Below are 12024 nucleotides of genomic sequence, written 5' to 3'. Positions count from 1 at the left end.
AGGTCCGGAAAAAGAGTGTGACGATTTATTACACAATTATATCTGATGGCTGAAAAATCGCTGGAATATTCAGCATATCGCGCTTGAAAATCAACCGTTTCACATCGTTTTTAGGGAGCCTAAATTACGCCCCGCCTTGTCGCTACACCATTCTTAACGATTCAGCCAATTTTTTATGTTGCTTTTTTGTAAACGGATTAACACTTAATGAAAATCCTGTTATTGTGCCTTACGCGGTACCGGGCATTTACCCTACTAACTACTGTCTCACAGGAGCGTGAAGAGAATCGCCCATCTACAAAAGCGCCGCATTATGACAATGAGAGCGAGGAGATATCGTCGTGCTAGAAGAATACCGTAAGCACGTAGCTGAGCGTGCTGCCCAGGGGATTGTGCCAAAACCGTTAGACGCAACCCAAATGGCCGCACTTGTCGAGCTGCTGAAGACCCCGCCTGTGGGCGAAGAAGAATTCCTGTTAGACCTGTTGATCAACCGCGTTCCTCCTGGCGTAGATGAAGCCGCTTATATTAAAGCGGGTTTTCTCGCTGCCGTCGCGAAAGGCGACACCACCTCCCCGCTGGTGACTCCAGAAAAAGCCATTGAACTGCTGGGCACTATGCAGGGTGGTTACAACATTCATCCGCTGATCGACGCGCTTGACGACGCAAAACTGGCGCCGATTGCCGCCAAAGCGCTCTCCTCAACGCTGCTGATGTTCGATAACTTCTACGATGTAGAAGAAAAAGCCAAAGCGGGCAACGAATATGCGAAGCAGGTAATGCAGTCCTGGGCCGATGCCGAATGGTTCCTGAACCGTCCAGCTCTGGCTAAAAAAATCACCGTTACCGTGTTTAAAGTGACGGGTGAAACCAACACCGATGACCTCTCGCCGGCACCGGACGCATGGTCTCGCCCGGATATCCCTCTGCACGCGCTGGCGATGCTGAAAAACGCCCGTGAAGGTATTGAACCGGACCAGCCGGGCGCGGTAGGCCCGATCAAACAGATTGAAGAACTGCAGAAAAAAGGCTACCCGCTGGCTTATGTGGGTGACGTTGTTGGTACCGGCTCTTCGCGTAAATCTGCAACCAACTCCGTACTGTGGTTCATGGGCGATGATATCCCTCATGTACCGAACAAGCGCGGCGGCGGTCTGTGTCTCGGCGGCAAAATTGCACCGATCTTCTTCAATACCATGGAAGATGCGGGCGCACTGCCAATCGAAGTGGACGTTTCGAACATGAACATGGGCGACGTGATTGACGTTTACCCGTTCAAAGGAGAAGTGCGTAACCACGAAACCGGCGAATTGCTGGCAAGCTTTGAGCTGAAAACTGATGTGCTGATCGACGAAGTGCGCGCTGGTGGCCGTATTCCGCTGATCATCGGTCGTGGCCTGACCACCAAAGCGCGCGAAGCGCTGGGACTGCCGCACAGCGACGTATTCCGTCAGGCGAAAGACGTGGCGGAAAGCAGCCGCGGCTTCTCTCTGGCGCAGAAAATGGTGGGCCGCGCCTGCGGCGTGAAAGGTATCCGTCCGGGCGCGTACTGCGAACCGAAGATGACCTCCGTGGGTTCTCAGGATACCACCGGCCCGATGACCCGTGATGAACTGAAAGACCTGGCGTGCCTGGGCTTCTCTGCTGACCTGGTGATGCAGTCCTTCTGTCACACTGCCGCGTATCCGAAGCCGGTTGACGTGACCACGCACCACACTCTGCCGGACTTCATCATGAACCGTGGCGGCGTGTCGCTGCGTCCGGGGGATGGCGTAATCCACTCCTGGCTGAACCGCATGCTGTTGCCGGATACCGTCGGCACCGGCGGTGACTCCCATACTCGTTTCCCGATTGGTATCTCCTTCCCGGCGGGTTCTGGCCTGGTGGCGTTTGCTGCTGCGACCGGCGTGATGCCGCTGGATATGCCGGAATCCGTTCTGGTGCGTTTCAAAGGCAAAATGCAGCCGGGGATTACCCTGCGCGATCTGGTACACGCCATTCCGCTGTACGCGATCAAACAGGGTCTGCTGACCGTTGAGAAGAAAGGTAAGAAAAACATCTTCTCTGGCCGCATCCTCGAAATCGAAGGTCTGCCGGATCTGAAAGTGGAGCAGGCGTTCGAACTGACCGATGCCTCCGCTGAACGTTCCGCTGCTGGTTGTACCATCAAACTGAACAAAGAGCCGATCGTTGAGTATCTGAACTCTAACATCGTTCTGCTGAAGTGGATGATCGCTGAAGGTTACGGCGATCGCCGTACGCTGGAGCGCCGTGTGCAGGGGATGGAAAAATGGCTGGCGGATCCGCAATTGCTGGAAGCCGACTCTGACGCAGAATACGCGGCAGTGATCGACATCGATCTGGCGGATATCAAAGAGCCAATCCTGTGTGCACCGAACGATCCGGACGACGCGCGTCTGCTGTCTGACGTGCAGGGCGAGAAGATCGATGAAGTCTTCATTGGCTCCTGCATGACTAACATCGGCCACTTCCGTGCAGCGGGTAAACTGCTGGATGCACACAAAGGCCAGTTGCCGACGCGTCTGTGGGTGGCTCCGCCAACCCGTATGGATGCGGCGCAGCTGACCGAAGAAGGCTACTACAGCGTGTTTGGTAAGAGCGGTGCGCGTATTGAGATCCCAGGCTGTTCGCTGTGCATGGGTAACCAGGCGCGTGTGGCTGACGGCGCAACGGTGGTTTCGACCTCTACCCGTAACTTCCCGAACCGTTTAGGTACCGGGGCGAACGTCTACCTGGCTTCTGCGGAGCTGGCGGCGGTTGCGGCGCTGATTGGCAAACTGCCGACGGCGGAAGAATATCAGGCCTATGTGGCGCAGGTTGATAAGACGGCGGTGGATACTTACCGTTATCTGAACTTCGACCAGCTGTCTCAGTATACTGAGAAAGCCGATGGTGTGATTTTCCAGACCGCGGTGTAATACGCAAACGCGATTTGTGTAAAAACGCATCAATGCCCGGAGAAGTCTGCTTCTCCGGGCATTTTTATTTCTATTCCTTATACCCGCTACGCTTTTTTTCTGCCGCGCTGCTGCGATAATTACAGCAAGGTGCAATGCGGTATTGGCGCATTGCCGGGAGCAGAGGAAGACATTATGGATTACGAATTTCTGCGCGATATTACCGGAGTGGTAAAAGTGCGTATGTCCATGGGCCACGAGGTGGTGGGGCACTGGTTTAACGAAGAAGTGAAAGAGAACCTGGCCTTACTTGATGAAGTGGAACAGGCGGCGCATGCGGTGAAGGGCAGTGAGCGCTCCTGGCAGCGAGCAGGGCATGAATACACGCTCTGGCTGGATGGTGAAGAGGTGATGGTGCGCGCCAATCAGCTGGAATTCTCCGGAGATGAAATGGAAGAGGGGATGAGCTACTACGACGAAGAGAGCTTTTCACTCTGCGGCGTAGAGGACTTTCTTCAGGTCGTGGCGGCTTATCGTGAATTTTTAAAGCAAAAATGATCTTCTTAGGGTTGTGTAATTAACTGGGAGGTTTTAAATTTAGACATCTTGTGAATTAACAAGATGTCTAAATTTTATGGATGAAAGTAAATCAGAATCAGGGATTATCAATCATGAGTTATCTAAAGATAAGTGGGTTTAAAAATAGTAAATGGGCTGTTACTGCGGTTCTTGTTTTTGTTAATTTTGTTTTCTTTGTTTTTTCGGCTTATTTGGATTCGCGGGCGTTTAATTTATATCAAGCATCCTCATTCATCATTGCATGGGGAGGGAATGCGTCTCCGTTAACCCTATCAGGTGAATACTGGAGACTTTTAAGTAGCATGTTTATGCATTTAAGTATTTTTCATTTTTTCTCTAATATGATTGCACTACTTGGGATTGGTTTTTTGTTTGAAAACATGTTTTCACGTAGAGTTTTTATTGCTGTCTATATGTTATCTGGTATCGCTGGAGGGATATTAAGTGCTGTAGTTCATCGATATGAGTTGATAGTTAGTTGTGGAGCATCAGGAGCCATTCTTGGTATTACCGGCTATTTGCTAGCTTTTGGATTGTGTAACAAGATCGAGCTTCCATTTTCTAAAATTTTCACCAATGTTATTATTGTAATATGTTTAGGATTATTTCTGCCTGTAGATAACATGGCACATTTGGGTGGTTTTGTTACTGGGTTCGTCTTAGGTGCCCTAAGTGTAGATGGGAAGACCCATTTTTTTAAAAAACCAGGCAAGGTTTCAATAATTCTGATCATGACAGTGTGTATAGTTGAAGGTGCTGTGCTTGCTAAATATTCAATTCCTGAGAATATTAAGTTCGTTCGACTTTCTAGATTAGAGTTTATTGTGAAAGACATGCGAGAGGGTGCCCCAGACCAACCGATAGATTTTAGATTTTTTAACCAATGTGTTGATGCTAGTGTTGAAAGCGGAAGTATTGTTCGATCTGAACTAATCGACTGTGAAAAAATGAGGGGGTTGTTTTATAAATATGGCTTAAGAATTAAAGAGCGTATTGAAGAGGATTTGAATAATTGTATAAATATTACTGAGGATCTGCGTTCTGAAAAGATAAGTGAAACTGAAAAACATAGTATAGAAATAATTAGTAATTATTGCGTGGCCCGACAAAAACTTGTTAATATTTCTTTTAAAAATTATCCAAATTCATCTGTAGATATCAAAAAATATTTTGAAGCTGAACATCAATTTAACGAATCAGTGATCGTGAATGATAACTCTAGTAAAATATTTGAGAATATCCCTGAATTAATATTTAATGCTGTTTCTTTAGAGCGGTGCAGAACTACAATTTGTCGTCGGTGGTAATAAACAATTTTTGTCACAAGACCTGTGTTGAAAATCGGTGTCTGAATGTGAAGTTAGATAAAATTACTTGTATATTATGGGGGGAGTAGATTTCGCGTATCTCTCTCCAGAGCAGACCGGTGATGACATTAGGTTCCTCTTCTCTAAACTCTTTCGGTTCAGTATGGGACGTGCAGTGCTGAAGGTAGATTTCTTTCAGTAAAATCTTAGTATGAAAGATATTTTCCTTGTTCACGTCGTAGGTGAAGTCGCGAACGTGGTACTTCACTCGGTATAGCGTCGTCCCCCCTCCTGATAATCAGCATATTCCTGGCATGGCTATGGGCCAATACAGGAACGTGGGCCATCATTTCATGATTCATAAACTCATCGCGCTCGGTGATTTGCACCACGTCATCCAGCAGCCAAAATCTTCGTTTTCAAAAATGATGTGATCTTGGTGATCCAAAGTAAACAATGACAGGGAATGCCCAGTCATTGTTTCAATAGACGTTTCAGTGGATAGAGGCTATTTAACGTAAGCCAACAGGCTCAGGGAGTCACGTGCCAGCGCTTTGCATTTCTTGGCCGTTGGGATGCCTATACCGCTGAGGTCGCGGTAGCTGTCTTCACCCAACGCTTTCATATTGAAGGTGTCGTAATTGCTCAGGTCCCACTGGTTTTGCTGGGCAAAAAAGACCAGTGCGCGACGAATCTGCCCATTTGGCAAATTCTGGTATCCACAGTCATTTTTCAGAAAAACAAAAACTGCCGTTAAATCGGCCATATCTTCGGCTTCGGACTCACTAAGCGCGTAGCTGTTTGCGCATACGGCCATCAGGCTGCCGAACAAAACGGTTCTGAAAAACGTCTTCATTGCTTCTACCACTGCATCACGGAATTTAAACGTTAGCACACTGCGAGCGAAGCGACGACCTTTATTATTAGCCGTTTACTTGACCTTCCCGTAAGGGGAGGGCTTATGCTTAAAAGATAGCCTGCTTAAGCTGCTGAATATAAGGAAGTGATTATGCAACGTCGTGACTTTTTAAAGTACTCCGTGGCGCTGGGCGTCGCGTCAGCGTTACCTCTGTGGAGCCGGAGCGTATTTGCTGCAGACCGTCCCGCATTACCCATTCCAGACCTGTTAACCGCAGATGCCTCTAACCGTATGCAGCTGATCGTGCAAGCCGGACAGTCGAGTTTTGCCGGTAAAACAGCCACGACCTGGGGATATAACGGCAGTTTGCTCGGGCCGGCGGTCAAGCTGAGTAAAGGGCAATCGGTGACGGTGGATATCCATAACCAGCTTGCCGAAGAGACGACGTTGCACTGGCACGGGCTGGAAATCCCCGGTGAAGTCGACGGTGGCCCGCAAGGTATTATTCCGGCGGGTGGGAAACGTTCTGTGACCTTCACACCGGATCAGCGCGCGGCAACCTGCTGGTTCCACCCGCATCAGCATGGGAAGACTGGTCATCAGGTGGCGATGGGCCTGGCCGGACTGGTGCTGATTGAAGATGAAGAGATTCGCAAGCTGCTGCTGCCTAAGCAGTGGGGCATTGATGATGTGCCGGTGATTATTCAGGATAAACAGTTCTCTGCTGATGGTCAGGTTAACTATCAACTGGACATCATGACCGCTGCCGTCGGTTGGTTTGGCGATACGCTGCTGACCAATGGGGCGATTTATCCTCAGCATGCTGCACCGCGCGGTTGGCTGCGTCTGCGTCTGCTAAATGGTTGTAACGCACGCTCACTGAATATCGCGGCCAGCGACAATCGTCCTTTGTACGTTATTGCCAGCGACGGCGGACTGTTGGCGGAGCCAGTAAAAGTAACCGAACTTCCTATGCTGATGGGCGAACGCTTTGAAGTGCTGGTGGATGTGAGCGACGGTAAAGCGTTTGATCTGGTCACTCTGCCTGTGGGTCAGATGGGCATGGCGATTGCGCCATTTGATAAGCCGCATCCGGTGATGCGCGTTCAGCCGCTGCTGATTACCGCTTCCGGCACGTTACCGGATACGCTGACATCCATGCCGGCGCTGCCATCGCTTGAGGGGCTGACGGTGCGCAAACTGCAATTATCGATGGACCCAATGCTCGACATGATGGGCATGCAAATGTTGATGAAGAAGTACGGCGCTCAGGCTATGGCGGGTATGGATCATGGCAAGATGATGGGCCATATGAATAATGACAATATGGGCCACGGGAGCATGAAGCATGGCAATATGAACCACGGTGAGATGGGGAATATGCAACATGGCGACATGGGCAACATGAAGCATGGAACATTCGATTTCCATAATGCCAACCGGATTAATGGTCAGGCGTTTGATATGAATAAACCGATGTTTGCCGCGGCGAAAGGTCAACACGAACGCTGGGTGATTTCCGGTCAGGGCGACATGATGCTGCATCCGTTCCACATTCACGGCACGCAGTTCCGTATTCTGTCTGAAAATGGCAAAGCGCCTGCTGCGCACCGCGCGGGATGGAAAGATACGGTGCGGGTAGAGGGCGGCGTGAGCGAGGTGCTGGTGAAATTTGACCACGACGCGCCAAAGGAACATGCCTATATGGCGCACTGCCATTTGTTAGAGCATGAAGACACCGGGATGATGCTCGGTTTTACCGTATAAACATTTAGCGGATAGCGGTGGCGCTATCCGCTAAATGTTTATTCCAAAAACGGATTATTACTCTATCGTCGAGTAAAGGCATTCATATACTGATGAGATTAATCACTCATCACGAGGTATTCATGACCCTTTTGCGTAAAGTACTGACGGCATCTTTTATTATGCTTCTGGCGGTTTCGGCACAGGCTGCGATGAAGATGGAACGCCAACAGATTTCAAAACTGAATTTAGGTCTCGAAATTCCGCAGACGCTCACGCCGATGCCGGACGAAATGGCAAAAATCAAATACCCTTCTGAAAACCGTCCACAGGTGATTTACGGTGACGAACGCGGTAAAGCGTCTCTAGGTATTACCGCCGGGCGCAACGCGTTGCCTGCCGCTCAGTTGGATATGGCAAAGGATGCGACGCTGAAGATGCTGACCAATTTCAAGCCGCAGGCGGAACCTGTCACGGTTGATGGACATAAAGCGTGGCTGATTACTTTCCGTTCTCAAGCGCCGGATACTGAAATTCTCAATATGCTGCTGATTACCTCGCAAAACGAGAAAGCGGTGCAGGTCTCCTTCAATATGACCAAAGATCTGGTGGCTCAGTATCAGGAAGCCGCAAAAGCGTCGTTACTGTCACTGAAGTTTGAATAAAAAAACGCCCGCTGATTAGCGGGCGTTGTCCATTTTACTTCGCGTCGTCCGGCAACGCATATGCCACAATATAATCGCCCATCTTGGTGCCAAATGAGCCGTGGCCCCCGGCGGATATCACCACATATTGCTTACCGTTAACTTCATACGTCATCGGCGTTGCCTGGCCGCCTGCCGGAAGCCGACCCTGCCACAGTTTTTCACCGTTGCTCATGTTGTATGCGCGCAGATAGTTATCGGCAGTCGCAGCTATAAACAGCACGTTACCCGCGGTGGAGATAGGTCCACCCAGCATCGGCATTCCCATATTGAACGGCACCGGAACCGGCATTGGGAATGGCATGCTGTCCTGTGGCGTGCCAATGCGTTTTTTCCATACCACTTGATTGGTTTTCAGATCTACGGCGGAAATGTAGCCCCATGCTGGCTGTTTACACGGCAGACCAAATGGTGAAAGGAACGGATTGAGCGTTACGCCGAATGGTACGCCGTACTGCGGCTGAATACCGGACTCCGTGCCAGTACCTTTGGCATCTTTCGGCGGCTCCATCGGATTGCCGGGACCGCGTGGGATCAGCTTAGAAACGAACGGCAGCGCCATCGGGTTGGCAATGGCTATCTGACGGTTGGGATCCACGGAAATACCGCCCCATTCGAACATGCCGAGGTTACCCGGGAACACCAGAGTGCCTTGCTCTGAAGGCGGGGTAAAAATGCCTTCATAGCGCAGCTGGTGGAACATTACGCGGCACACCAACTGGTCAAACATGGTTGCGCCCCACATATCCGCACCACTGAGATCTTTTTGCGGACGGAAACTGAGATCGGAGAACGGCTGGGTTTTGCTGACATAATCACCTTTGGCTGCACCTTGCGGCACCGGTTTTTCCGGGGCAGGCACCACCAGTTCACCATTACGGCGGTCAAGCACAAAGATATTACCGGTTTTTGCCGGGGCATAAATGACCGGAATTTTCTCTCCATTGACGTTGATATTCGCCAGGGTTGGCTGCGCCGGTAAGTCCATATCCCACAGATCGTGGTGAACGGTCTGATAGCTCCAGGCCAATTTCCCGGTCGTGGCATTTAACGCCAGAATGGCGCTGGCGTAACGTTCCTGTTCCGGTGTGCGGTTACCGCCCCAGATATCCGGCGTGGTAACGCCCATGGGTAGATACACCAGATCCAGCTTCGCGTCGTAGGCCGCAGGCGCCCAAGAGTTGGGTGAATTAAAGGTGAAGGTATGTTCATCTGACGGGATGAAATTAGGATCCTTGGCTCCGGGATCAAACGCCCACAGAAGCTTGCCGTTATTGACGTCAAAACCACGTATCACCCCGGATGTTTCGCGGGTTGAGTAGTTATCGGTTACCGACCCGGCAATAACGATAGTTTTATCGGTGATTATCGGGGGAGACGTCGGTTCGTACAGGCCCGGTGAGGTATCCGGCATATTGGTCTGCAGATTCAAAATACCTTTATTGGCGAAGGTTTCGCACAGCTTGCCGGTCTCGGCATTCAAGGCAAACAGTCGACCATCATTGACCGGCAAAAGGATGCGGCGCGGACAGTCGGCCATCACCTCTGCAGAAGCTGTATCCGGTCTGGCTTCATGATAAGAAACGCCGCGACAGGTTACGTGCTGGAAGCTGGTATTGGTATTGAGTTGGGGATCGAAATGCCACTTCTCTTTCCCGCTGGCCGCATCCAGGGCGAACAGCCGCTGATGGGCGGTACACAGATAAAGAGTATCCCCCACTTTTATTGGCGTGACTTCATTGGTGATTTCACCGGGATCGTTGGGTTGTTTTAAATCCCCGGTACGAAATACCCAGGCTTCTTTCAACTGATGAACGTTGTCAGCGTTAATTTGTTTTAACGGTGAGTAGCGTTGACCTTCCTGATTGCGACCGTAAGCCGGCCAATCCTCGTCGGCAACCGCTGAGATTGCATCGGCCTGAGAGGTATCTGCACTCAGCGTGCCGTGAACCTCTTGCGGGTCGTTGAAGCCAGCCCAGGTCAGGATACCGCCGCTAATCAGCAGGGCCACCACCAGCGCCGCTACTGCGCCACTGGAAGGGATAATCAGGCGATGCCAGACGAAAGGAAGGATAAGCCAGATACCAAAGAAGACCAGGATGTCGCTACGCGGCGTCAGCGCCCAGAAATCAAAGCCGACTTCCCAGACGCCCCAAATCATGGTGGCGAGAAGCAGGGCGGCATACAGCCAAAGGGCGGAGCGGTTACTGCGCCACAGCAGGAGAGCCACACCGAGCATGGCAAGGCCCGCGATCGGGTAATACCAGGAGCCACCGATGGCGACCAGCCAGCCTCCACCAATCAGGAGATATAGTCCACAAAGTGCCGCAAACAGGGCGCTCAGGGTCACGATAAGCCGTTGAGAACGTACGTTGTTATTTGCCATAAAAAATACCATCACAGGTGTTATTTCTTTAATAGCAGTTAATTATAGGAGCTAAAACGCGTGATAAACGTCACATTATGAACTTTATCAACAGATGCCGCGTATGAATGCTTTTGCTGGTATACTGCGTGCCTTGCGCTTAGATGCTGGCTTATTAAAAGTTAGCATTGAGTGATTTGTTTTTAAATCATATGGTTAGAGATATGAAACATACTGTTGAAGTCATGATCCCGGAAGCGGAGATCAAAGCGCGTATTGCTGAACTGGGACGTCAGATTAACGAACGTTACAAGGACAGCGGCAGCGATATGGTGCTGGTTGGTCTGTTACGCGGCTCATTTATGTTTATGGCCGACCTGTGCCGTGAAGTGCATGTCTCCCACGAAGTCGATTTCATGACTGCTTCCAGCTATGGCAGCGGAATGTCCACCACGCGCGATGTTAAAATCCTGAAAGACCTGGATGAAGACATTCGTGGCAAGGACGTGCTGATTGTCGAAGACATCATCGACTCCGGTAACACGTTGTCCAAAGTGCGTGAGATTCTGAGCCTGCGCGAGCCGAAATCCCTGGCTATTTGTACGCTGCTGGACAAACCTACCCGTCGTGAAGTGGATGTTCCGGTTGAGTTTATCGGATTCTCTATCCCAGATGAGTTTGTTGTCGGCTATGGCATTGACTATGCCCAGCGTTATCGCCATCTGCCGTACGTTGGCAAAGTGGTGCTGCTGGACGAGTAATGTCGGGAGCGCCTGATGGCGCTTTGCTTATTCGGCCTGCACGATACTTCCCCGCAGGCCGAAAAGCGACTTAAGCGTCGCTGCCGCTTGTTGGTATCTGCTTGTGATTGGTATGTTTCTGGCTGAGGTTAGACAGCCCCTGGCGATAGCGCTGCTCCAGCGTCTCGCGACTGGTGGCGGTGACGTCCAGATCGCGCAGCAGGCCATCATGAATACCGTAAGCCCAGCCGTGAATGGTCACTTTCTGACCACGCTTCCAGGCTGAACGCATGATGGTTGAGTGGCCCAAGTTGTAGACCTGCTCCATTACATTCAGTTCGCACAGGGTGTCAATGCGACGTTCCTGCGGCATTTCGCCCAGCAGTGAACTGTGTTTAAACCAGATATCGCGAATATGCAGTAACCAGTTATCTATCAGCCCCTGTTCTTTATTTTCAATAGCCGCCTGTACGCCACCACATCCATAGTGGCCGCAAATAATAATATGTTCCACTTCCAGCACATCCACCGCATACTGAACCACTGAGAGACAGTTCAGGTCGGTGTGAATAACCAGATTGGCAACATTACGGTGAACAAATAATTCACCCGGCTCAAGACCGGTTAAACGTTCTGCGGGAACGCGACTGTCGGAACATCCAATCCATAAAAAGCGCGGATTTTGTGCGTGAGTCAGCGTTTCAAAAAATCCGGGATCCTCTTCTACCAGCATCTTTGACCATAGCGCGTTGTTGCTGATGAGTGTATCTATGTCTTTCATGGAGGCTGTAACCAATTGAATTGCG

9 protein-coding genes are annotated in these 12024 nt (G+C 50.6%); 6 read left to right on the top strand and 3 right to left on the bottom strand.

All coding sequences use genetic code 11. The annotated features are described in order from the left end of the window. Window positions 1-341 precede the first annotated feature (341 nt). The 3 genes from acnB to OGW44_RS08905 all read left to right on the top strand — a co-directional run bounded on the left by acnB (window position 342) and on the right by OGW44_RS08905 (window position 4804). A complete protein-coding gene (acnB, locus tag OGW44_RS08915; protein ID WP_185654736.1) occupies window positions 342-2939 on the top strand; it encodes a bifunctional aconitate hydratase 2/2-methylisocitrate dehydratase in 2598 nt (865 codons plus the stop codon). Between the two features lie 174 nt (window positions 2940-3113). After that, window positions 3114-3476, top strand: coding sequence for a protein YacL (gene yacL / locus OGW44_RS08910; protein WP_016155706.1), 363 nt, complete (start codon window positions 3114-3116; stop codon window positions 3474-3476). A gap of 113 nt (window positions 3477-3589) precedes the next feature. Further along, complete coding sequence (locus tag OGW44_RS08905) at window positions 3590-4804, top strand: rhomboid family intramembrane serine protease (protein ID WP_185654735.1); 1215 nt, start codon at window positions 3590-3592, stop codon at window positions 4802-4804. 508 nt (window positions 4805-5312) lie between these two features. Here the strand turns inward: OGW44_RS08905 and OGW44_RS08890 are convergent. After that, on the bottom strand, window positions 5313-5660 hold the full coding sequence (locus OGW44_RS08890) for a YacC family pilotin-like protein (protein WP_003018667.1): 348 nt from the start codon (window positions 5658-5660) through the stop codon (window positions 5313-5315). Window positions 5661-5813: 153 nt separating this feature from the next. Between OGW44_RS08890 and cueO the strand changes: the two genes are divergently transcribed. Then, window positions 5814-7430: a multicopper oxidase CueO gene (gene cueO / locus OGW44_RS08885; protein ID WP_185654734.1), complete on the top strand. Its 1617-nt coding sequence runs from the start codon at window positions 5814-5816 to the stop codon at window positions 7428-7430. Window positions 7431-7552: 122 nt separating this feature from the next. After that, entirely contained in the window at window positions 7553-8074 is a 522-nt protein-coding gene (locus tag OGW44_RS08880) for a hypothetical protein (RefSeq protein WP_185654733.1), read from the top strand. Between the two features lie 34 nt (window positions 8075-8108). On the opposite strand, the gene OGW44_RS08875 is transcribed toward OGW44_RS08880, so the two are convergent. Then, window positions 8109-10499 carry a glucose/quinate/shikimate family membrane-bound PQQ-dependent dehydrogenase gene (locus OGW44_RS08875; protein WP_185654732.1) on the bottom strand — a complete coding sequence of 797 codons (2391 nt, stop codon included), beginning with the start codon at window positions 10497-10499 and terminating at the stop codon, window positions 8109-8111. 203 nt (window positions 10500-10702) lie between these two features. Here OGW44_RS08875 and hpt point away from each other — a divergent pair, with 203 nt between their 5' ends. Beyond that, window positions 10703-11239 (top strand): hypoxanthine phosphoribosyltransferase, encoded by a 537-nt coding sequence (gene hpt / locus OGW44_RS08870; protein WP_016151732.1) that lies wholly within the window; start codon window positions 10703-10705, stop codon window positions 11237-11239. Between the two features lie 70 nt (window positions 11240-11309). On the opposite strand, the gene can is transcribed toward hpt, so the two are convergent. Then, the gene (can, locus tag OGW44_RS08865) at window positions 11310-11999 is read right to left on the bottom strand and encodes a carbonate dehydratase (protein ID WP_016151733.1); all 690 of its coding nucleotides are present in this window, start codon (window positions 11997-11999) and stop codon (window positions 11310-11312) included. Window positions 12000-12024 lie beyond the last annotated feature (25 nt).

Source organism: Citrobacter sp. Cb023, assembly GCF_030336805.1.
GTDB lineage: Bacteria > Pseudomonadota > Gammaproteobacteria > Enterobacterales > Enterobacteriaceae > Citrobacter > Citrobacter braakii.
This window is presented reverse-complemented; position numbering and strand designations above follow the sequence as displayed.

Excerpts from the sequence above, each read along its gene's own strand:
- hpt (WP_016151732.1), top strand. The coding sequence starts at position 10,703 with ATGAAACATACTGTTGAAGTCATGATCCCGGAAGCGGAGATCAAAGCG.
- can (WP_016151733.1), bottom strand. The coding sequence starts at position 11,999 with ATGAAAGACATAGATACACTCATCAGCAACAACGCGCTATGGTCAAAG.
- cueO (WP_185654734.1), top strand. The coding sequence starts at position 5,814 with ATGCAACGTCGTGACTTTTTAAAGTACTCCGTGGCGCTGGGCGTCGCG.
- OGW44_RS08905 (WP_185654735.1), top strand. The coding sequence starts at position 3,590 with ATGAGTTATCTAAAGATAAGTGGGTTTAAAAATAGTAAATGGGCTGTT.
- OGW44_RS08890 (WP_003018667.1), bottom strand. The coding sequence starts at position 5,660 with ATGAAGACGTTTTTCAGAACCGTTTTGTTCGGCAGCCTGATGGCCGTA.
- yacL (WP_016155706.1), top strand. The coding sequence starts at position 3,114 with ATGGATTACGAATTTCTGCGCGATATTACCGGAGTGGTAAAAGTGCGT.
- OGW44_RS08875 (WP_185654732.1), bottom strand. The coding sequence starts at position 10,499 with ATGGCAAATAACAACGTACGTTCTCAACGGCTTATCGTGACCCTGAGC.
- OGW44_RS08880 (WP_185654733.1), top strand. The coding sequence starts at position 7,553 with ATGACCCTTTTGCGTAAAGTACTGACGGCATCTTTTATTATGCTTCTG.